Here is a 21,277-nt window from a genome sequence, read left to right as displayed (position 1 = left end):
CGCAATAACCGGCTCTGTGTCCCTTGACGGCCACCAAAAGGCGCACAGTATGCACCATTTCAATAGATTGCCTACTCTTAAATCAAGCACAAGAAAGAGCAAAAGTAGATCGACTACAAATAGCTGATGATATAAAAATATTACTAATCAAAGATCTATCCCATTAAGAAAAAGAGGATTTATTTCCGCTGATCAGGTAAAAATTAATCAACTAATGGACATATAGAGCAATTATGGCGCAATCATCACAATTAGCAGAAAGAATCTCCCGCTTAAGCAGTGCCCTTGAGAGTGGGCTGTATGAAAGACAGGAGGCTATCCGCTTGTGTTTGTTGGCCGCCCTCAGCGGCGAGAGTGTATTCCTGCTCGGCCCGCCGGGGATTGCCAAAAGCCTGATTGCCCGCCGCCTAAAATTCGCTTTCCGAAACGCCCGGGCATTTGAATATCTGATGACCCGTTTTTCTACACCGGAAGAAGTATTTGGTCCACTTTCAATCCAAGCATTGAAAGAAGAAGGGCGCTATCAGCGTATGACTGGCGGCTATTTACCCGAGGCTGAAATTGTTTTCCTGGATGAAATTTGGAAAGCAGGCCCAGCTATTCTGAATACTTTGCTGACCGCCATTAATGAACGGCGCTTTCGTAATGGTGATCGGGAAGACAGTATCCCGATGCGTTTATTGGTGACGGCCTCTAATGAGTTGCCGGATGCGGACAGCAGTCTGGAAGCGCTTTATGACCGAATGCTGATCCGCCTGTGGCTGGATCGCGTGCAAGAAAAACAGAACTTCCGCTCATTGCTACTCAGCCGTCAAAATGAAAATCACAATCCAGTCGCTGAAAACCTCAGTATCACTGATGACGAGTTTTATCAGTGGCAGCCGTTGATAGACAAAATAACCCTACCAGATAACTGTTTTGAGCTTATTTTTCAGCTACGTCAACAGCTCAGTGCGCAAGAACAAGCGCCGTATGTCTCTGACCGCCGTTGGAAAAAAGCCCTACGTTTACTGCAAGCTAGCGCCTTTTTCAGTGGTCGGGATGAAATAACCCCCATCGACTTAATCTTGCTGAAAGATTGCTTATGGCATGACCTGAGTTCGCTTAAATTGCTACAAAAACAGCTTGAACAGTTGCTAACGGAGCAGGGATATCAGCAGCAAAGCCTATTAATGAAGCTCCAGCATATTCATGGCCAATGGTTGAAGCACCAGCAGCAGCAAAGTGACCATCAAGCGCTGACAGTGACCAAGCAAAGCGGAATGTTCAGCCGTAAAGCGCAATATTCCCTGCCAGAGCATCTCACAGATAGCACCCTGACCCTGTTTCTGCAAAAACCGCTTAGTTTGCATGACATTCAGGTCAATCATCTGCAAATAGAGAAAGAAGCACTGGCTCAATGGTTGAATAAAGGGGGCGTTTTACGCGCCAAATTAAATGGGGTCGGGTATGCCCAATCTATTGATGCCGAAATTGACGATCAACTGCATATCACGGTACTGGATGTAAGCCGCCAACCATCAATATTGTCACAACCCGGAGCGGCTACCGCCAGTGTGCCGCCCGAGTTACTGATAAAGTTGGCAGAACTGGAAAATAGCCTGGCGGAGCAACGGCGCTTATTCAGTCAGCATCAACCTTGTTTATTCACGCCGTCCTCTTGGTTGGCGAAAATAGAAGCCAGCTTGTTGAATGTGGCAGAGCAAGTGAAACAGCTACAACAAAAACTACGCGGGTATTAGTCAATGCTCAGCCTGGCAACATTGGATTTGCTGCTATCGATAAGCGAAAGTGAGCTTATCGAAGAGATGGTGGTGGGGTTATTGGTATCACCGCAGTTAGCCATATTCTTTGAAAAATTCCCGCGCATTAAACGGGCATTAATGAAGGATATCCCCGGCTGGAAGCAAAACTTGCAACAGCGTATTCGGGAGGCGAAAGTCCCCACGAGTCTGGCAAATGAGTTTGCCCTGTATCAACAGAGCCTGTTGGAGACCAATCCGTTATTTTATGCCCATCTCCCGGAGATTGTGGCGCAGCTGCAACAATGGCATTCCCCTTTCGCCGCCCAAGCTAAATCATTGCTACAAACCGCTGATTTAGAAAAAAATCCCCAAACTGGCGATAGCTTTCAAACCCTCTTTTTACAGCGCTGGCGCGTCAGCCTAACCTTACAGACCATCACTATTCATCATCAATTGCTTGAGCAAGAACGGGAGCAACTTTTAGCTGAGTTACAACAACGGCTGGCACTCAGTGGTGCTTTGGAACCGATCCTGGCGACTAATGATGGCGCGGCTGGGCGACTTTGGGATATGAGTCAGGGCCACTTACAGCGCGGTGATTATCAGTTATTGCTGCAATATGGCGATTTTCTGCAACAACAGCCGGAATTACAGCAACTCGCGGAGCAACTGGGCCGCAGCCGCAGTGCTAAAGCACAACCCACTCCCAATGCCCGTTTTGAACCTTACACCGTGATGGTGCGGCAACCTGATACCGTGCCAGAGGAAGTCAGTGGCATTCATCAGAGCAATGATATTCTGCGATTACTGCCGACCGAGCTAGTGATGTTGGGAATGAGTGAATTGGAGTTTGAGTTTTATCGCCGCCTACTGGAGCGGCGTTTACTCACTTATCGCTTACAAGGTGATAATTGGCAGGAGAAAACCTTGCAGCGCCCGGTCAGCCTTAAAAACCATGACGAACAACCCCGTGGCCCTTTTATTGTCTGTGTCGATACCTCGGGTTCAATGGGGGAATTTAACGAGCAATGTGCTAAAGCATTCTGTTTAGCGCTGCTCCGTATTGCGCTGGAGGATAATCGCCGCTGTTACATCATGTTATTCGCCACGGAAATCATTCACTACGAACTCTCATCAGCCAGTGGTATTGAGCAGGCGATACGTTTTCTCAGCCAACATTTTCGTGGTGGTACCGATCTGGCGGCTTGTTTAGCCAGTACCCTCAATAAAATGGAAGAGAGGGATTGGTATGATGCGGATGCCGTGATTATTTCCGATTTCATTGCCCAGCGTTTACCCGAGGAATTGATTAGAAAGATTAAAATCCAGCAGCAAGCCCATCACCACCGGTTCCATGCCGTGGCGATGTCTGCCTATGGTAAGCCCGGTATCATGCGGATTTTCGATCATATCTGGCGCTTTGATACCGGGTTGAAAAGCCGCTTAATACGCCGCTGGAAACGCTAACAAATAGAACTAATTAAGCAACCCCGCACCGACGTTAATTGACAGCCCCAAGATCGTCATATTGAAAATAAAAGACAATACTGACTGCAATAATACGACGCGGCGGATGTCTGACGTGCCGGTCGAAACATCTGCAGTTTGCGAAGCCACACCAATAGTGAATGAAAAATAAAGAAAATCCCAATAGGAAGGCTCAGTAACCTCTTTGGGGAAAATTAACGGGAGAACAGCATCAGACTCATCACGGGACTGATAAAACAAATGGGCGTAATGCATAGTAAAAGCGGTTGGCAATAATAGCCACGAAACCAATAACGTCATTCCCGTGAGCACTAAATGAAATGCTTTAGCCGACCCAGATAACTGGTTTGCCGTACTTAACTCAAACAGGATAACCAGAATACTTGCCAGACACGCCATACTGACAATACTCAGCACCATAGTGGCACTTTCATCCTGTTTACGAGCTATTAGTCTGATTTTTTTCGGATCATTTCGCAATAATTGCAGCCATAAAAACAACAAATAGAGCCACGCAAATATATTCCAACTCACCATCAGACGCAGCAATACAGTGAAATGTGATGGCAACAGAAAGTAAGTGATTATTCCAGCACCAACGGATAACAATAATCTTGGACGAGCATGTGAATAATGTCTAAGTGGGTGAAATCGAACCATAACGTCAGCAGCCTTATAGGTGAAACATCTTACTATTATGCCACCTACAGCATAGATGAAAGAACCCGCTCATGTTTATGATGTTAAAAACCCGCTATAGCTGCATAAGCCATAACGGGTTGAAATAATAAAAAGATAATCAGGGATGTTTACAGCAGGCCTTCAACCTTCGCGCTAATTTCTGGCCCCCACACACCACACTGAACCTGACCAATATGCTGTTGTTGCAGCAATAACATCACTAAACGGGACTGGCCGATACCGCCGCCGATTGTTTGTGGCATTTCGCCTTGTAGCAGTGATTGGTGCCATTCCAATTTCAAACGATCTTCATCAGATGTCAGAGCCAACTGGCGTTTCAATGCTTCTGCATCGACACGGATTCCCATGGATGAAATTTCAAAAGCATCTTCCAGCACCGGGTTCCAAACAATAATGTCGCCGTTTAGCCCAGCAAAACCTTCCGCGCTCGGAGAGGTCCAGTCATCATAATCTGGCGCACGAACATCATGAGATTGACCATCAGCCAATTTACCGCCGATACCAATCAAGAATACTGCACCCAATTCTTTAGCAATAGCGCGTTCACGGCCCTTTGCATCAAGGTCAGGGAATTTAGCGCGCAAGCTTTCACTGTGGATAAAATGAATCTGTTCTGGCAAGAAAGGTTTGATACCAAATTCAGCACTGACCGCCGCTTCAGTTTCTTTAATCGCAGTGTAGATTTTGTTAACAGTGGATTTCAGGTAAGCCAGGTTGCGTTCACCACCCCCCATTACGCGCTCCCAATCCCACTGATCAACATACACTGAATGAATAGCACTAAGACGATCTTCATCAGGGCGCAATGCTTTCATATGGGTGTAAATCCCTTGATCAGCACCAAAATCAAAGCGGCCTAAAGTCTTACGTTTCCATTTAGCTAATGAATGAACAACTTCAAAGGTCGCATCTGGCAAAGTTTTTACTTTTACCTGAACCGCTTTCTCTGAACCAGAAAGGTTATCTTGAGTACCATCGCCAACACGGCTCAGGATAGGTGCCTGTACTTCAATCAGACCCAGTTGCTGTTCTAATTGACGGGAAAAGAAAGATTTTACGAAGCTGATCTGCTGTTGTTTTTGAATAAATTGTTTTTTCATTGTCGTTTTCTCAATTCGTTGCTGTCGATTATGCAAATTGTTTATTGTGCCGTTTGGCTTGTCATCGATTAAGCAACAGAATAGGGGTTAAATTCAATATCCAACAAACAATATTGCTATTTCACTTTTAATCATTCATTTTTATGGGTCTATAATTAGATAATCGATAAAAAAAGGCGGGTAATATGGGTGAAATTTATCAAATCGATAATCTCGATCGCGGCATCCTGAACGCATTAATGGAAAATGCGCGCACACCTTACGCAGAATTAGCAAAAAATTTTGGTGTAAGTCCAGGGACAATTCATGTCCGTGTTGAGAAAATGCGCCAGGCGGGAATTATCACCGCAGCCTGCGTTCACGTTAATCCAAAACAGCTGGGTTATGACGTGTGCTGCTTTATCGGCATCATTTTGAAAAGTGCCAAAGATTACCCGTCCGCACTGAAAAAACTGGAGAGCTTAGAAGAAGTTGTAGAAGCCTATTACACCACAGGCCATTACAGCATCTTTATTAAGGTCATGTGTAAATCGATAGATGCACTGCAACAAGTACTTATCAACAAGATCCAGACGATTGATGAGATCCAGTCAACAGAGACACTTATTTCCCTGCAAAACCCCATCATGCGTACCATCGTGCCCTGAGCACTAAATAACTATACCCACATTATCCACAGGTAGATCCCAGCTGATTCACAGCGTACAATACTGGTTCATTACTTCGGTTGGGTTCTTTATGGCTGACATTACCTTGATCAGTGGCAGTACACTTGGCAGTGCTGAATATGTTGCTGAACATTTAGCTGAGAAATTAGAAGAGGCGGGTTTCTCGACAGAAACATTGCATGGCCCTGAATTGGACGAGCTAACTCTGGATGGTTTGTGGCTAATCATCACTTCCACCCATGGTGCCGGTGATTTGCCAGACAATCTTCAGCCTTTATTAGAACAAATAGAAGAGCAGAAACCGAATCTCTCTCAGGTTCGCTTTGGTGCTGTTGGTTTGGGCAGTTCAGAATATGACACTTTCTGTGGTGCGGTCAGAAAATTGGATCAGCAATTGATCGCTCAGGGAGCATTGCGTGTAGGTGATATTTTAGAAATTGACGTCATCCAACATGAAATTCCTGAGGACCCGGCAGAGATTTGGGTTAAAAATTGGATTGATTTGCTCTAATTTGCTTAAAGATCACGCGATCGAATGTGGATAAGTAAGCTTAAAAGCAGGTAATAAGCAGTACATATCCACATAACAACCTTAGTGACTAAAAGTGCCTGTGCATAACATGCCATTTAGATCCCAGCTTATACGCAATAGGATCACCGATCATTCACAGCAAACGATCCTCCTTAATATTATGATCTTTAATGTGAATATTCACTTATCCACAGAGGATCATGATCCTAATAAGAGATCTAATAAAGAGATCTTTAAATAAAAAGATCTTCTTTTAATTAAGGGCGATCCTAAGCTACTTGGTCGATCGTCTAAACTTGAGTATAATCCCCCACCCCAGGGCAAATACAGAAATTCGCATAACGGCGAGGTGCAGTACCATGTTTTATCCAGATCAATTTGACGTCATCATCATTGGTGGTGGCCATGCCGGCACGGAAGCTGCGATGGCAGCAGCACGCATGGGACGTCAGACCTTATTGCTGACGCACAATATCGACACACTGGGACAAATGTCTTGTAACCCAGCGATTGGCGGTATTGGTAAGGGGCATTTGGTAAAAGAGATCGATGCTCTGGGCGGCTTAATGGCAATGGCAACTGACCAGGCCGGTATTCAGTTTAGGATACTAAACGCCAGCAAAGGGCCTGCGGTAAGAGCGACTCGAGCGCAGGCTGACCGCGTCCTGTATCGCCAGGCAGTACGTACCGCATTGGAAAACCAGCCTAACTTGATGATCTTCCAGCAACCTGTTGAAGATCTGATAGTTGAGAACGATCGTGTGGTCGGTGCTGTGACCAAAATGGGGTTAAAATTCCGTGCTAAAGCCGTGGTATTAACCGTCGGCACCTTCCTGGACGGGAAAATTCATATTGGCCTTGAGAACTACAGCGGTGGCCGTGCGGGTGATCCGCCATCCATCTCATTGTCACAACGCTTGCGTGAACTACCGCTGCGAGTTAATCGCCTTAAAACCGGTACTCCGCCACGAATTGATGCGCGCACCATCGATTTTAGCCAATTAGCACCTCAGCTTGGCGATACGCCAATTCCAGTATTCTCTTTCCTGGGAAATGCGGATCAGCACCCTGAGCAGATGGCGTGCCATATCACGTATACCAATGAAAAAACGCATGATGTGATCCGCAATAACTTGGATCGCAGCCCGATGTATGCCGGGATCATCGAAGGGATTGGCCCACGTTACTGCCCATCGATCGAAGACAAAGTCATGCGCTTTGCCGATCGTAATTCACATCAGATCTTCCTTGAACCAGAAGGCCTGACCAGTAATGAAATCTATCCAAACGGCATTTCTACCAGTTTGCCTTTTGATGTCCAGATGCAGATAGTCCGGTCAATGAAAGGGCTTGAAAATGCACGAATCATTCGGCCGGGTTATGCCATTGAATATGATTTCTTTGATCCCCGCGATTTGAAACCCACTTTGGAAAGCAAATATATCCAGGGCTTATTCTTTGCCGGACAAATCAATGGTACCACTGGCTATGAAGAAGCAGCAGCTCAAGGGCTGCTTGCAGGCCTCAATGCGGGCCGTTTCGCCAATGATGATGATGGGTGGTCACCTCGCCGCGATGAAGCTTACCTTGGCGTGCTGGTGGATGATTTAAGCACTCTCGGCACCAAAGAGCCATACCGCATGTTTACCTCACGAGCGGAATATCGTCTGATGCTGCGTGAAGACAACGCGGATTTGCGCTTGACTGAAATGGGCCGCAAATTAGGGCTGGTCGATGATGCTCGTTGGGCACACTTTAGCCAGAAAATTGAACAAATTGAAAAAGAACGTCAGCGCCTACGTGATATATGGGTTCATCCTCATTCTGAAAATGTAGCTGAAATCAATGCATTGCTGAAAGCCCCACTGTCAAAAGAAGCCAATGGGGAAGAACTATTACGCCGCCCTGAAATTGACTATCGCTTGTTAACGACTTTGCCTTCATTTGGCCCGGCATTAACTGATCCGCAAGCTGCTGATCAAGTTGAAATTCAGGTTAAATATCAAGGCTATATTGCTCGTCAGCAGGAAGAAATCGAAAAACAGCTGCGCAATGAGAATACATTGCTGCCCGCTGATTTAGATTATCGCCAAGTCTCTGGTTTATCGAACGAAGTTATCGCTAAACTGAATGATCACAAACCTAATTCTATCGGCCAGGCCTCACGTATTTCAGGTATTACACCTGCGGCAATTTCCATTTTGCTGGTTTGGCTGAAAAAACAGGGTTTGCTACGCCGTAGCGCGTAACTATTCAACATTTGCCTGAACTGCGAGAGATCAGCAGTCAGGCAGATTTAGCTGTTTTGCAGACAGTAACTAAATTTCAAACCACTAGCTCGGCTAGATTATCACTCCGTATATCGGCTCATTACATGCTGACAGAGGTTTTTTAGTCAGAGGATATTGTTGTGTTAAAAAAATTAGACTCCTTGCTGAACGCAGCAGGTATTGCGTTACCCGATCAGCAAAAACACCAATTGGTCGGCTATGTGGAACTGCTTGATAAGTGGAACAAAGCTTATAATCTGACTTCTGTTCGTGACCCAATGCAAATGTTGGTACGACATATCCTGGATAGCATTGTCGTTAACCCACACTTGCAAGGTAACCGTTTTATTGATGTTGGCACGGGGCCTGGGCTTCCTGGGATACCTTTAGCCATTGTGCGCCCCGATGCGCACTTCGTATTACTCGACAGCTTGGGTAAACGCGTTCGCTTTTTACGGCAAGTACAGCATGAGTTAGGGCTAAGCAATATCGAGCCGGTACAAAGTCGAGTTGAGGACTTTGCCGCAAAACCGCCATTTGATGGTGTAATAAGCCGTGCATTTGCATCCCTACAAGATATGCTGTCTTGGTGTCATCATCTGCCAGCCAAGCCCGAAGGGCGTTTTTATGCGCTAAAAGGGGTAAGGCCAGATGATGAATTAGCGATATTGCCTGAAGGAATAGTTTTGGAGTCGGTGGTTAGATTGCAGATACCAGAGTTAGACGGTGAACGTCATTTGGTTATTCTTAAGTCAAACTAACTTTGCTATTTATCAAAAAAATGTAATAAATCCTTAATGAAAGTAGGGGGTTTATCTTATTTAGTCCTTTTAATATAGGCGAATATTTATTCGCTAATGTTCATGCGGGAAGATTATATTTCACGTATTGTTTACAAAAACATCGTCTGCGGATGATCAAATTATATTGAAAGCGACCAAATAGTCACTTTGAGCATTATTTTACCGAAGAGATTATGTTTTTTATGTATCCAAACTGTTGCCAGGTTATTATCTGAAATGTCAACGGTAAGTTTTTACTAAGTAGATAAGTTGTTTGATAATGGTTTAAATTTAACATTATGATTTGTAAAAGGTTTTAATGGCTCTTTTGGTTAAAGACAAAGTAAAGCTTTATAGGATATAAATCAGTTAGTTTTAAGTTTTGTGATCTGTTGCACGATTTATTGATAATGGCTGGAATCGTCAGACAATTAAATATGTGCTTTATTCCGAGGCTTTTCTTGTGAAAATAGCGCGAAAGAAGAAAATTTAAATAATTGTTCACCTTTTCGCTACTTATCGATTGAATTCGTTTGAGTGGCCCGTATAATTTGCTCGTTTTTTGCTGCTTGACTCAATGGGGTAAAAGGCAGTTTTATACCTCACTCAGCATACCTTTAGTGTGGTTTGGAGAGAACAAACGTCATGCCTGTATCCCTTTACAGTGGGAAAATTGCACGAAAGTTGCTGTTGTTGCAGTTAATGACTTTTGTTGTTCTCAGTGCTGTTTTTGGTTTTAAAAGCCTGGAATGGAGTGCTTCTGCTCTGGCAGGAGGATTGGCAGCCTGGTTGCCCAGTGCCATTTTTATGTTGTTTGCTTGCCGCCATCAAGTAAAAACAGCTGCTCCAGGTCGTGTTGCGTGGTCGTTTGCCATTGGCGAAGGGTTAAAAGTTATCATGACGATAATTTTGCTGATTGTGGCATTAGGGCTGTTTAAAGCAGCGTTTGCGCCACTCGGTTTAACCTATTTAGCGGTGCTGATTGTGCAGATATTGGCACCGGCCGTGATAAGCGGCTACCGTACTTAACAGTTATCGTATTCGACGGTCACCGTATTTAACTACAAAAAGGGTAAGAGGCATCATGTCTGCATCAGGAGAAATCTCTACTCCAAGGGACTACATAGGGCACCACCTGAATAACCTTCAGTTGGACCTGCGTACCTTTGAGTTGGTCAATCCCCACTCACCTGGCCCTGCAACGTTCTGGACGTTGAACATTGACTCTTTGTTCTTCTCTGTCGTGCTGGGGTTAGCTTTTCTGTTTGTGTTCCGCAAAGTTGCGGCAGGTGCCACCAGTGGCGTGCCTGGTAAATTACAGACGGCTGTTGAGTTAATTATCGGTTTTGTCGATAACAGCGTACGGGATATGTACCACGGCAAAAGTAAAGTCATCGCACCATTAGCCCTAACTGTGTTTGTTTGGGTTTTATTGATGAACATGATGGACTTACTGCCAATCGATTTACTGCCTTACATCGGTGAACATGTCTTTGGGTTACCAGCGCTGCGCGTGGTACCGACTGCTGACGTAAGTATTACCTTGTCCATGGCATTGGGTGTCTTCATCCTGATCCTGTTCTATAGCATTAAAATGAAAGGTGTAGGCGGCTTCGTAAAAGAATTAACGATGCAGCCGTTCAATCACCCGATATTCATTCCAGTGAACTTAATTCTGGAAGGTGTCAGCCTGCTGTCCAAACCGGTTTCACTCGGTCTGCGACTGTTCGGCAACATGTATGCGGGTGAGTTGATCTTCATCCTGATTGCTGGTCTGTTGCCGTGGTGGTCACAGTGGATGCTCAGTTTACCTTGGGCTATCTTCCACATACTGATTATTACGCTACAAGCCTTTATCTTCATGGTTCTGACGATTGTCTATCTGTCGATGGCGTCCGAAGAGCACTGATTTTCTTATAACACTACTGCGTTTTAACTGAAATAAACTGGAGACTGTCATGGAAAACCTGAATATGGATCTGCTGTACATGGCTGCCGCTATAATGATGGGTTTAGCGGCAATCGGTGCTGCGATCGGTATCGGCATCCTGGGTGGTAAATTTTTGGAAGGCGCTGCACGTCAGCCTGACCTGATTCCTCTGCTGCGTACACAGTTCTTTATCGTCATGGGTCTGGTTGACGCCATCCCTATGATCGCTGTTGGTCTGGGTCTGTACGTGATGTTTGCTGTCGCGTAAGTAGAGTTTTCTCTACTGTGAACTACACCAAACTATTAACTTTTAAAGAGGCATTGTGCTGTGAATCTTAACGCAACAATCCTCGGCCAGGCCATCGCGTTTGTCCTGTTTGTCCTGTTTTGTATGAAGTATATATGGCCGCCGATTATGGCTGCCATCGAGAAGCGTCAAAAAGAAATTGCTGACGGTCTCTCTTCTGCAGAACGTGCCAAAAAAGATTTGGACTTAGCGCAAGCCAATGCGACCGACCAACTGAAGAAGGCCAAAGCAGAAGCACAGGTGATTATTGAGCAGGCGAGTAAACGCAAAGCTCAAATCCTTGATGAAGCTAAAGCAGAGGCTGAACAGGAACGTAACAAAATCGTGGCGCAAGCGCAGGCAGAGATCGACGCCGAACGTAAGCGTGCTCGTGAAGAGTTGCGTAAGCAAGTCGCGATGTTGGCTATAGCTGGCGCCGAGAAGATCATCGAACGTTCCGTGGATGAAGCTGCTAACAGCGACATCGTTGATAAACTGGTCGCTGAACTGTAAGGAGGGAGGGGCTGATGTCTGAATTTGTAACTGTAGCTCGCCCCTACGCCAAAGCAGCTTTTGACTTTGCTGTTGAGCACCAGGTGGTTGAACGTTGGCAAGATATGCTGGCGTTTACTGCCCAAGTGACGCGCAATGAACAAATCGCTGAATTGCTTTCTGGTGCTGTAGCGCCAGAAACAATGTCTAAGACGTTTATTGCAGTCTGTGGTGATCAGCTCGATGAACCCGCACAGAACTTCATTCGAGTTATGGCGGAGAATGGCCGTTTACTGGTTCTTCCTGAGGTACTACAGCAGTTTATTCAACTGCGTGCCTCGCTGGAGTCGACCGTCGACGTTGAAGTGAGCTCTGCGAGCCCATTGAACGACGAACAGCTGGCGAAAATTGCCGCTGCGATGGAAAAACGTCTATCACGCAAAGTTAAGCTGAATTGCAAAATCGATAAGTCCGTAATGGCCGGCGTAGTAATACGTGCAGGCGATATGGTGATAGATGGCAGCGTTCGCGGTCGTCTAGAACGCCTGGCGGACGTCTTGCAGTCTTAAGGGGACTGGAGCATATGCAACTGAATTCCACCGAAATCAGCGAACTGATCAAGCAGCGCATTGCTCAGTTCAATGTGGTGAGCGAAGCTCACAATGAAGGTACTATTGTTTCCGTTAGTGACGGGATCATTCGCGTACACGGTTTGGCCGAGGTTATGCAGGGCGAGATGATCGCACTGCCAGGCAATCGTTACGCAATCGCACTGAACTTGGAGCGCGACTCCGTAGGTGCTGTAGTTATGGGTCCGTACGCCGATCTTGCCGAAGGCATGAAGGTTAAATGTACTGGCCGCATCCTGGAAGTTCCAGTCGGTCGTGGCCTGTTGGGTCGCGTCGTCAATACTCTGGGTGAACCTATTGATGGTAAAGGTCCGGTAGAAAACGATGGCTTCTCAGCTGTTGAAGCTATCGCACCTGGCGTTATCGAACGTCAATCCGTTGATGAACCTGTTCAGACCGGCTATAAGTCTGTCGATGCCATGATTCCAATCGGTCGTGGTCAGCGTGAATTGATCATCGGTGACCGTCAGACAGGTAAAACTGCTCTGGCGATTGATGCGATCATCAACCAGCGCGATTCAGGCATTAAATGTGTGTATGTTGCTATCGGCCAGAAAGCCTCTACTGTTGCAAACGTAGTGCGTAAACTGGAAGAGCATGGCGCATTGGCTAACACCATTGTGGTTGTCGCTACTGCCTCAGAATCAGCAGCATTGCAATACCTGGCACCTTACTCTGGTTGTGCCATGGGTGAATATTTCCGCGACCGCGGTGAAGATGCGCTGATTATTTATGATGACCTGTCTAAACAGGCTGTTGCATATCGTCAAATCTCCTTGCTGCTCCGTCGTCCACCAGGTCGTGAAGCTTATCCTGGCGACGTATTCTACCTCCACTCCCGTTTGTTGGAGCGTGCTGCGCGTGTTAACGCCGATTACGTTGAAGCCTTTACCAAGGGTGAAGTGAAAGGTAAAACCGGTTCTTTGACCGCATTACCAATCATTGAAACTCAAGCAGGGGATGTTTCCGCGTTTGTTCCGACCAACGTAATTTCTATTACCGATGGTCAGATCTTCCTGGAATCCAGCCTGTTTAACGCCGGTATTCGTCCTGCGGTTAACCCGGGTATCTCCGTATCTCGTGTGGGTGGTGCAGCGCAGACCAAGATCATGAAAAAACTGTCCGGTGGTATTCGTACCGCTCTGGCACAGTATCGTGAACTTGCTGCGTTCTCCCAGTTCGCATCCGATTTGGATGATGCAACACGTAAACAGCTGAGCCATGGTCAGAAAGTGACCGAGCTTCTGAAACAGAAACAATACGCACCGATGTCTGTTGCGCAGCAGTCTCTGGTTCTGTTCGCAGCTGAACGTGGTTATCTGGGTGATATCGAGTTGGCGAAGGTAGGTAGCTTTGAAGCTGCACTGTTGGCATTTGCTGACCGTGAGCATGCCGAGCTTCTGCAACAAATCAACCAAACTGGCGCGTATAACGATGAAATCGAGGCCAAGCTGAAAGGCATCCTTGATACATTTAAGGCAACCCAGTCCTGGTAACGCTATACGGTCCTGCTTTTCGTTAGGAAAGCAGGCCGTCTGGCAATGAGGAGAAGCAGAAATGGCCGGCGCAAAAGAGATACGTTCCAAGATCGCCAGCGTGCAAAACACGCAAAAGATCACCAAAGCCATGGAGATGGTCGCCGCCTCCAAAATGCGTAAATCGCAGGAACGCATGGCGGCTAGCCGTCCTTATGCAGAAACAATGCGTAGTGTGATTGGTCACCTCGCGTTAGGTAATCTGGAATATAAACATCCGTACCTGGAAGAGCGTGACGTTAAGCGCGTTGGGTATCTGGTGGTTTCTACAGATCGTGGCTTGTGCGGTGGTTTGAACATTAACCTGTTCAAAAGACTGTTGGCTGAGATGAAAGGTTGGTCTGAAAAAGGCGTTGAATGTGATTTAGCGCTGATCGGGTCAAAAGCAGCTTCTTTCTTTGGTTCCGTGGGCGGCAAGATTGTTGCTCAGGTGACTGGCATGGGGGATAACCCTTCTCTGTCAGAGCTTATCGGGCCAGTGAAAGTGATGTTGCAAGCCTATGATGAAGGTCGTTTGGATAAACTGTATATCGTTAATAACAAGTTTATCAATACGATGTCTCAGGAACCACGGATCATGCAGCTGTTACCCCTTCCGCCAGCGGAAGACGGTGAGCTGAAGAGAAAATCCTGGGATTACCTGTATGAACCCGATCCAAAAGCACTGCTGGATACTCTCCTGCGTCGCTATGTGGAATCGCAAGTTTATCAGGGCGTCGTTGAAAACCTGGCTAGCGAACAGGCCGCGCGAATGGTAGCGATGAAAGCCGCCACCGATAACGGCGGCAGTCTGATCAAAGAGCTGCAGTTGGTTTACAACAAAGCTCGTCAGGCCAGCATCACTCAGGAACTCACCGAAATCGTCGGGGGAGCCTCCGCGGTTTAACCAGGTTATTACCCTAAATAGTTCAGATTGCGGGAAGGCGGCAACTGAGCAAATCCCCAGGCGCTTGCTTAGAGTAAGTTACTAGGGTGAGAGAAGGCAGCCAACGCCCCAGCAATTTGGAATATGACGGGTAAACGTATTACGTAGAGGATTCAAGATGGCTACTGGAAAGATTATCCAGGTAATCGGCGCCGTAGTGGACGTCGAATTCCCCCAAGACGCTGTACCAAAAGTGTACAACGCCCTTGAGGTTGAAGGCGCAGCTGAGAAGCTCGTGCTGGAAGTTCAGCAACAGCTGGGCGGTGGTGTTGTTCGTTGTATCGCAATGGGCTCTTCCGATGGTTTGAGCCGCGGGTTGAAAGTTATCAACCTGGAACACCCAATTGAAGTGCCGGTGGGTAAATCAACTCTGGGCCGTATCATGAACGTATTGGGTGATCCAATCGACATGAAAGGGCCTATCGGTGAAGAAGAGCGTTGGGCAATCCACCGTGAAGCGCCTTCTTACGAAGAGCTTGCCAGCTCGCAAGACTTGTTAGAAACCGGTATCAAGGTAATGGATTTGATTTGTCCGTTCGCTAAGGGCGGTAAAGTCGGTCTGTTCGGTGGTGCGGGTGTTGGTAAAACAGTAAACATGATGGAGCTGATTCGTAACATTGCGATTGAGCACTCAGGTTATTCTGTATTTGCTGGTGTGGGTGAGCGTACTCGTGAGGGTAACGACTTCTACCACGAGATGACTGACTCCAACGTTTTGGACAAAGTATCCTTGGTTTATGGCCAGATGAATGAGCCACCAGGTAACCGTCTGCGCGTTGCACTGACCGGCCTGACCATGGCGGAGAAATTCCGTGATGAAGGTCGTGACGTATTGCTGTTCATCGATAACATCTATCGCTATACCTTGGCTGGTACGGAAGTATCCGCACTGTTGGGTCGTATGCCATCTGCGGTAGGCTACCAGCCAACGCTGGCAGAAGAAATGGGTGTGTTGCAGGAACGTATTACTTCCACTAAGACGGGTTCAATCACTTCTGTTCAGGCCGTTTACGTGCCAGCGGATGACTTGACTGACCCATCTCCAGCAACCACCTTTGCTCACTTGGATGCAACCGTCGTTCTGAGCCGTCAAATCGCCTCTCTGGGTATTTACCCAGCGGTTGACCCGCTCGACTCCACCAGCCGTCAGCTTGATCCGCTGGTTGTTGGTCAGGAGCACTACGATGTAGCGCGTGGCGTGCAGTCTATTCTGCAACGTTACCAGGAACTGAAAGATATCATCGCGATTTTGGGTATGGACGAGTTGTCAGAAGATGACAAACTGGTTGTATCCCGTGCGCGTAAAATCCAGCGCTTCCTGTCTCAACCGTTCTTCGTGGCAGAAGTCTTTACCGGTTCACCGGGCAAGTTCGTATCGCTGAAAGATACCATTCGTGGTTTCAAAGGCATCATGAACGGCGACTATGACCACCTGCCGGAGCAGGCGTTCTACATGGTTGGCACCATTGAAGAAGCAGTGGAAAAAGCCAAGAAACTGTAACGCTGTTGACTGGAGGGTGACATGGCTGCAATGACTTACCATCTGGATGTTGTGAGCGCAGAGAAGAAAATGTTCTCAGGCGTAGTACAAAAAATTCAGGTGACGGGTAGTGAAGGTGAACTGGGTATTTTCCCTGGTCATGCCCCGCTGCTCACTGCCATTAAGCCTGGCATGATACGCATCGTTAAGCAGTTCGGTGAGGAAGAGTTTATTTATCTTTCTGGCGGCATCCTTGAGGTGCAACCGAGTGTGGTGATCGTATTGGCTGACACTGCTATTCGCGGAACTGATCTGGACGAAGCTAAGGCGCTGGAATCTAAGCGTAAAGCTGAAGACCATATCAATAATTCCCACGGTGATGTCGACTATGCTCAGGCATCCGCTGAATTGGCGAAGGCGATTGCAAAACTACGTGTAATCGAGCTGACCAGGAAAGCGATGTGATTTTACAGTGGTGGGTTTTTATTAACCCACTGATATGTAAAATTATTATATATTCAAAGTGATTGGGATTGTCGGTGGCCAGCGAAAATCGCTAACCTCTTGCTATTTCAAATACGAAGAATATAAAGAACGATAGAATGCCAGTCAGTAAAACTGATTGGCATTTTTTTTTACTTTTACATTCAATAAAACCGACTTTCTGTCCTCTTTCGCCTTTGGGCGCAGTCATTTAACCTACCTCTCCTGTATTTAATTAATCCTACGCTAAACTGAAAGCGTTTCTTTCTGAAAACTCTTGTTTCTTGGCGTAAAATAAGTAGTTAATTATCTGAATAGGTGAGAGTGTTTTGATAAAAACAGGTCAGAAAACGTCGCTGATCGCAGACACTTTTGACTACATTTTTTTATTACCTGCTCAATTGCTGCAACCCTTTAACTATGCGGGTTGAGTACGTTTTTCGCTGAGAAATATGTAGTAATTATTTCGCTAAACAGGTTTACTTCCGTCTATTAATTTGGAGTTATCAGGTTGCTTATGTCTAACAGCTCAATGAGTGTAGTCATCCTTGCCGCGGGTAAGGGGACACGTATGTATTCCGACCTTCCTAAGGTATTACACCCACTGGCAGGTAAGCCGATGGTTCAGCATGTTATTGATGCTGCCATGAAGTTGGGTGCTCAACACGTTCATCTGGTTTATGGGCACGGTGGTGAGTTGTTGAAAAAAACACTGACTGACCCGGCACTGAATTGGGTACTGCAAGCCGAACAGTTGGGTACCGGGCATGCGATGCAACAAGCTGCACCCTATTTTTCTGATGATGAAGATGTCCTGATGCTGTACGGAGATGTGCCGTTGATCTCCGTTGATACTCTTGAGCGCCTATTGGCAGCCAAGCCACAGGGCGGTATTGGCTTGTTGACGGTGAAGTTGGATAACCCTAGCGGTTACGGGCGCATTGTTCGTGAGAATGGCGATGTGGTGGGGATTGTTGAGCATAAAGATGCCAGCGATGCCCAACGCGAGATCAATGAAATCAATACTGGGATATTGGTTGCTAATGGCCGTGATCTCAAGCGCTGGTTATCATTGTTAGACAACAATAATGCCCAGGGTGAATTTTATATCACCGATATTATTGCTCTGGCCCATGCTGATGGTAAGAAAATAGTTGCAGTGCACCCAACTCGCCTGAGTGAAGTGGAAGGAATCAATAACCGCCTGCAATTAGCCACTCTTGAGCGTGTCTATCAGTCAGAACAAGCTGAAAAGCTGTTATTAGCCGGGGTGATGTTACTGGATCCTGCGCGCTTTGATTTGCGCGGAGAATTAACACATGGCCGTGACATCACTATTGATACCAATGTCATTATTGAAGGTCATGTGGTTTTAGGTGATCGGGTTCGTATTGGTACCGGATGTGTACTGAAAAACTGTGTCATTGGCGATGATTCAGAAATCAGTCCATACAGTGTGTTGGAAGACTCTCGTTTGGATGCTGGTTGTACTGTTGGGCCATTTGCCCGCTTGCGACCGGGTGCTGAGTTAGCAGAAGGTGCACATGTCGGTAACTTTGTTGAAATCAAGAAAGCCCGTTTGGGTAAAGGTTCTAAAGCTGGACACCTCTCTTATTTAGGTGATGCTGAGATTGGCTCTGGCGTAAATATCGGCGCAGGAACCATAACCTGCAACTATGATGGAGCCAATAAGTTTAAAACTATTATTGGCGATGATGTCTTTGTTGGATCTGATACTCAACTGGTCGCTCCTGTCACTGTGGCAAAGGGTGCAACTATTGCTGCTGGTACTACTGTCACCCGCGATATTGCCGAAAATGAGTTAGTTCTTAGCCGTGTTAAGCAAGTCCATGTACAGGGCTGGCAGCGTCCGGTTAAGAAAAAATAAGCCATATCCGCCATACTTCAAGTTGCATGTGCATGGCTACTTTCCTGCAACTCGAATGATTTAGGGTATATAAAACAGCCTCTTCAATATCATTTTTTTGTTGAAGGGCTGTTTTTTGAATGAATGTTTTGCCCTGTATTTTTGGCTTATCCATTTGTGGCGAGAATACAGAACAAAACATAATAATCCCCAACTCTACAGGCTCGGGGAACCCGGAAAATCCGGAAATTCAGGTCACTGACATCGACAAGGTTCTAAAAGAACCTTACATAGGAATAAAACAGATGTGTGGAATTGTTGGCGCAGTAGCGCAACGTGATATCGCTGAGATTCTGATCGAAGGTTTACGTCGTCTTGAATACCGTGGCTATGACTCAGCTGGTTTGGCTGTAGTGGATGCCGACAGTAATCTGACTCGTTTACGTCGAGTGGGTAAAGTTCAGGCGCTATCTGATGCGGCCGAAAGCCAAGATTTACATGGTGGAACTGGGATTGCACATACCCGTTGGGCCACTCATGGTGAGCCATCAGAGGCTAATGCGCACCCCCATGTTTCGGACTATATCTCCGTTGTTCATAACGGCATTATCGAAAATCACGAACCTTTGCGTGAATTATTGATTGGCCGTGGCTATAGTTTCAGTTCTGAAACTGATACTGAAGTTATTGCTCATCTGGTGCATTGGGAGCTACAACAGGGCGGTTCATTACTGGAAGTGGTTAAGCGAGTGATCCCGCAATTGCGTGGTGCTTACGGCACTGTTGTGATGGATAGCCGTGACCCAAGCCGTTTGATAGCCGCACGTTCAGGTAGCCCACTGGTTATTGGCTGTGGTGTGGGTGAAAACTTTATTGCCTCTGACCAACTGGCTTTGTTGCCAGTCACCCGTCGCTTTATCTTCCTGGAAGAGGGTGATGTGGTTGAAGTCACTCGCCGTAGCATCGCCATTTTTGATAAGCAGGGTAATGCTATTGAACGCCCTGAAATTGAATCTCAGGTGCAATATGATGCCGGTGATAAAGGTGTTTACCGCCATTACATGCAGAAAGAAATTTATGAACAGCCAATGGCAATTAAGAACACGCTAGAAGGCCGTTTAAACCACGGTGCGATTGATTTATCCGAGCTTGGCCCTAAGGCCGATGCTTTGTTGGCTGATGTCCAGCATATTCAAATCATCGCCTGCGGTACTTCTTACAACTCAGGCATGGTTTCGCGTTATTGGTTTGAATCATTAGCCGGTGTACCTTGCGATGTAGAAATTGCCTCCGAATTCCGCTACCGCAAATCTGCTGTGCGCCCTAATAGCCTGCTGATCACCTTGTCACAATCTGGTGAAACCGCCGATACACTGGCTGCCCTGCGTTTATCCAAAGAGTTAGGATATTTAGGTTCGCTGGCAATTTGTAATGTCGCCGGTTCTTCGCTGGTGCGTGAATCAGATTTAGCCTTGATGACTAAAGCCGGTACCGAGATTGGTGTGGCCTCAACCAAAGCCTTTACCACTCAGTTGACTGTGTTATTGATGCTGGTGGGGCGTATCGGCAAGCTGAAAGGCGCTGATGCCAGTTTAGAGCACGACATTGTTCATGCACTACAGGCTTTACCTGCGCGTATTGAGCAGATGCTGTCTCTGGATAAGACCATAGAAGCACTGGCTGAAGGTTTCTCTGATAAGCACAATGCACTGTTCCTTGGGCGTGGTGATCAATACCCGATTGCGATGGAAGGGGCGCTGAAACTGAAAGAGATTTCTTATATTCATGCCGAAGCTTATGCAGCGGGTGAATTGAAGCACGGCCCACTGGCATTGATTGATGCTGACATGCCGGTCATCGTGGTTGCGCCAAATAATGAATTGTTGGAAAAACTGAAATCTAACATTGAAGAAGTGCGCGCGCGCGGCGGTTTGCTGTATGTGTTTGCCGATCAAGATGCTGGCTTCACGGATAGCGAAGGCATGAAAATCATTCAGCTACCGCATGTAGAAGAGATTATTGCCCCTATCTTCTACACCGTGCCGCTACAATTGCTGGCTTATCATGTTGCGCTGATTAAAGGTACTGACGTGGATCAGCCGCGTAACCTGGCTAAATCAGTGACAGTTGAATAATCTGCGATAAAAATAGCATCAATAAAAGCCGGCATGTTGTCGGCTTTTTTGTTTTTATAGGCCCGTCATGAAGGGTCATTTTTGCGCAAAAAATAAACCACCAATAGGGCATGTTAGAACAAGTAAAGTGAGTTTTTTACGAAATAAAGGATAAAGCAATTGCCATAAATCGATGTTAATTTATTGATATTAAATGTATTTATTTAACCCCTTCTTGTTTGTCATATA

19 protein-coding genes are annotated in these 21,277 nt (G+C 46.4%); 17 read left to right on the top strand and 2 right to left on the bottom strand.

Annotated elements, in window-relative coordinates; genetic code table 11:
• Window positions 1-233: 233 nt before the first annotated feature.
• Together ravA and viaA are read left to right on the top strand one after the other, a co-directional pair.
• On the top strand, window positions 234-1,742 hold the full coding sequence (gene ravA / locus DX162_RS06935) for an ATPase RavA (RefSeq protein WP_004393064.1): 1,509 nt from the start codon (window positions 234-236) through the stop codon (window positions 1,740-1,742).
• Between the two features lie 3 nt (window positions 1,743-1,745).
• Complete coding sequence (gene viaA, locus DX162_RS06930) at window positions 1,746-3,212, top strand: ATPase RavA stimulator ViaA (RefSeq protein WP_004393061.1); 1,467 nt, start codon at window positions 1,746-1,748, stop codon at window positions 3,210-3,212.
• A gap of 9 nt (window positions 3,213-3,221) precedes the next feature.
• On the opposite strand, the gene DX162_RS06925 is transcribed toward viaA, so the two are convergent.
• Window positions 3,222-3,893 (bottom strand): DUF1345 domain-containing protein, encoded by a 672-nt coding sequence (locus DX162_RS06925; protein WP_098081032.1) that lies wholly within the window; start codon window positions 3,891-3,893, stop codon window positions 3,222-3,224.
• 149 nt (window positions 3,894-4,042) lie between these two features.
• Entirely contained in the window at window positions 4,043-5,035 is a 993-nt protein-coding gene (asnA, locus tag DX162_RS06920; protein ID WP_004393057.1) for an aspartate--ammonia ligase, read from the bottom strand.
• A 185-nt stretch (window positions 5,036-5,220) separates the two neighbouring features.
• Between asnA and asnC the strand changes: the two genes are divergently transcribed.
• The 15 genes from asnC (at window position 5,221) to glmS (ending at window position 21,049) form a co-directional block, all read left to right on the top strand.
• The gene (gene asnC / locus DX162_RS06915; RefSeq protein WP_004393055.1) at window positions 5,221-5,682 is read left to right on the top strand and encodes a transcriptional regulator AsnC; all 462 of its coding nucleotides are present in this window, start codon (window positions 5,221-5,223) and stop codon (window positions 5,680-5,682) included.
• Between the two features lie 91 nt (window positions 5,683-5,773).
• Window positions 5,774-6,214, top strand: coding sequence for an FMN-binding protein MioC (gene mioC / locus DX162_RS06910; protein WP_004393050.1), 441 nt, complete (start codon window positions 5,774-5,776; stop codon window positions 6,212-6,214).
• A 380-nt stretch (window positions 6,215-6,594) separates the two neighbouring features.
• Complete coding sequence (gene mnmG, locus DX162_RS06900; RefSeq protein WP_004393049.1) at window positions 6,595-8,484, top strand: tRNA uridine-5-carboxymethylaminomethyl(34) synthesis enzyme MnmG; 1,890 nt, start codon at window positions 6,595-6,597, stop codon at window positions 8,482-8,484.
• A gap of 161 nt (window positions 8,485-8,645) precedes the next feature.
• Entirely contained in the window at window positions 8,646-9,266 is a 621-nt protein-coding gene (gene rsmG, locus DX162_RS06895; RefSeq protein WP_049558396.1) for a 16S rRNA (guanine(527)-N(7))-methyltransferase RsmG, read from the top strand.
• Between the two features lie 666 nt (window positions 9,267-9,932).
• A complete protein-coding gene (gene atpI / locus DX162_RS06890; RefSeq protein ID WP_004393047.1) occupies window positions 9,933-10,316 on the top strand; it encodes a F0F1 ATP synthase subunit I in 384 nt (127 codons plus the stop codon).
• 55 nt (window positions 10,317-10,371) lie between these two features.
• Window positions 10,372-11,196: a F0F1 ATP synthase subunit A gene (gene atpB / locus DX162_RS06885; RefSeq protein ID WP_005161179.1), complete on the top strand. Its 825-nt coding sequence runs from the start codon at window positions 10,372-10,374 to the stop codon at window positions 11,194-11,196.
• Between the two features lie 49 nt (window positions 11,197-11,245).
• On the top strand, window positions 11,246-11,485 hold the full coding sequence (gene atpE, locus DX162_RS06880; RefSeq protein ID WP_004393045.1) for a F0F1 ATP synthase subunit C: 240 nt from the start codon (window positions 11,246-11,248) through the stop codon (window positions 11,483-11,485).
• Between the two features lie 60 nt (window positions 11,486-11,545).
• A complete protein-coding gene (gene atpF, locus DX162_RS06875; RefSeq protein WP_004393038.1) occupies window positions 11,546-12,016 on the top strand; it encodes a F0F1 ATP synthase subunit B in 471 nt (156 codons plus the stop codon).
• Window positions 12,017-12,030: 14 nt separating this feature from the next.
• Window positions 12,031-12,564, top strand: coding sequence for a F0F1 ATP synthase subunit delta (gene atpH, locus DX162_RS06870; protein ID WP_004393034.1), 534 nt, complete (start codon window positions 12,031-12,033; stop codon window positions 12,562-12,564).
• Between the two features lie 14 nt (window positions 12,565-12,578).
• The gene (gene atpA / locus DX162_RS06865; protein WP_004393033.1) at window positions 12,579-14,120 is read left to right on the top strand and encodes a F0F1 ATP synthase subunit alpha; all 1,542 of its coding nucleotides are present in this window, start codon (window positions 12,579-12,581) and stop codon (window positions 14,118-14,120) included.
• Window positions 14,121-14,181: 61 nt separating this feature from the next.
• Window positions 14,182-15,045, top strand: a complete 864-nt coding sequence (gene atpG / locus DX162_RS06860) for a F0F1 ATP synthase subunit gamma (RefSeq protein ID WP_004393031.1) — start codon at window positions 14,182-14,184, stop codon at window positions 15,043-15,045.
• A gap of 157 nt (window positions 15,046-15,202) precedes the next feature.
• Complete coding sequence (gene atpD, locus DX162_RS06855) at window positions 15,203-16,585, top strand: F0F1 ATP synthase subunit beta (RefSeq protein ID WP_032816366.1); 1,383 nt, start codon at window positions 15,203-15,205, stop codon at window positions 16,583-16,585.
• 21 nt (window positions 16,586-16,606) lie between these two features.
• Window positions 16,607-17,029: a F0F1 ATP synthase subunit epsilon gene (locus DX162_RS06850; RefSeq protein ID WP_004393020.1), complete on the top strand. Its 423-nt coding sequence runs from the start codon at window positions 16,607-16,609 to the stop codon at window positions 17,027-17,029.
• A 535-nt stretch (window positions 17,030-17,564) separates the two neighbouring features.
• Complete coding sequence (gene glmU, locus DX162_RS06845; RefSeq protein WP_032821107.1) at window positions 17,565-18,935, top strand: bifunctional UDP-N-acetylglucosamine diphosphorylase/glucosamine-1-phosphate N-acetyltransferase GlmU; 1,371 nt, start codon at window positions 17,565-17,567, stop codon at window positions 18,933-18,935.
• 284 nt (window positions 18,936-19,219) lie between these two features.
• Window positions 19,220-21,049, top strand: a complete 1,830-nt coding sequence (gene glmS / locus DX162_RS06835; RefSeq protein ID WP_032821103.1) for a glutamine--fructose-6-phosphate transaminase (isomerizing) — start codon at window positions 19,220-19,222, stop codon at window positions 21,047-21,049.
• The last annotated feature ends 228 nt before the right edge of the window (window positions 21,050-21,277 follow it).

The sequence above is a fragment of the Yersinia kristensenii genome (genome assembly GCF_900460525.1).
In the GTDB taxonomy this organism is placed as follows: Bacteria; Pseudomonadota; Gammaproteobacteria; order Enterobacterales; family Enterobacteriaceae; genus Yersinia; species Yersinia kristensenii.
This window is presented reverse-complemented; position numbering and strand designations above follow the sequence as displayed.

Excerpts from the sequence above, each read along its gene's own strand:
- mnmG (WP_004393049.1), top strand. The coding sequence starts at position 6,595 with ATGTTTTATCCAGATCAATTTGACGTCATCATCATTGGTGGTGGCCAT.
- atpD (WP_032816366.1), top strand. The coding sequence starts at position 15,203 with ATGGCTACTGGAAAGATTATCCAGGTAATCGGCGCCGTAGTGGACGTC.
- atpA (WP_004393033.1), top strand. The coding sequence starts at position 12,579 with ATGCAACTGAATTCCACCGAAATCAGCGAACTGATCAAGCAGCGCATT.
- atpE (WP_004393045.1), top strand. The coding sequence starts at position 11,246 with ATGGAAAACCTGAATATGGATCTGCTGTACATGGCTGCCGCTATAATG.
- asnA (WP_004393057.1), bottom strand. The coding sequence starts at position 5,035 with ATGAAAAAACAATTTATTCAAAAACAACAGCAGATCAGCTTCGTAAAA.
- DX162_RS06850 (WP_004393020.1), top strand. The coding sequence starts at position 16,607 with ATGGCTGCAATGACTTACCATCTGGATGTTGTGAGCGCAGAGAAGAAA.
- viaA (WP_004393061.1), top strand. The coding sequence starts at position 1,746 with ATGCTCAGCCTGGCAACATTGGATTTGCTGCTATCGATAAGCGAAAGT.
- glmU (WP_032821107.1), top strand. The coding sequence starts at position 17,565 with ATGTCTAACAGCTCAATGAGTGTAGTCATCCTTGCCGCGGGTAAGGGG.
- asnC (WP_004393055.1), top strand. The coding sequence starts at position 5,221 with ATGGGTGAAATTTATCAAATCGATAATCTCGATCGCGGCATCCTGAAC.
- glmS (WP_032821103.1), top strand. The coding sequence starts at position 19,220 with ATGTGTGGAATTGTTGGCGCAGTAGCGCAACGTGATATCGCTGAGATT.
- atpI (WP_004393047.1), top strand. The coding sequence starts at position 9,933 with ATGCCTGTATCCCTTTACAGTGGGAAAATTGCACGAAAGTTGCTGTTG.
- mioC (WP_004393050.1), top strand. The coding sequence starts at position 5,774 with ATGGCTGACATTACCTTGATCAGTGGCAGTACACTTGGCAGTGCTGAA.
- DX162_RS06925 (WP_098081032.1), bottom strand. The coding sequence starts at position 3,893 with ATGGTTCGATTTCACCCACTTAGACATTATTCACATGCTCGTCCAAGA.
- atpB (WP_005161179.1), top strand. The coding sequence starts at position 10,372 with ATGTCTGCATCAGGAGAAATCTCTACTCCAAGGGACTACATAGGGCAC.
- atpG (WP_004393031.1), top strand. The coding sequence starts at position 14,182 with ATGGCCGGCGCAAAAGAGATACGTTCCAAGATCGCCAGCGTGCAAAAC.
- atpH (WP_004393034.1), top strand. The coding sequence starts at position 12,031 with ATGTCTGAATTTGTAACTGTAGCTCGCCCCTACGCCAAAGCAGCTTTT.
- ravA (WP_004393064.1), top strand. The coding sequence starts at position 234 with ATGGCGCAATCATCACAATTAGCAGAAAGAATCTCCCGCTTAAGCAGT.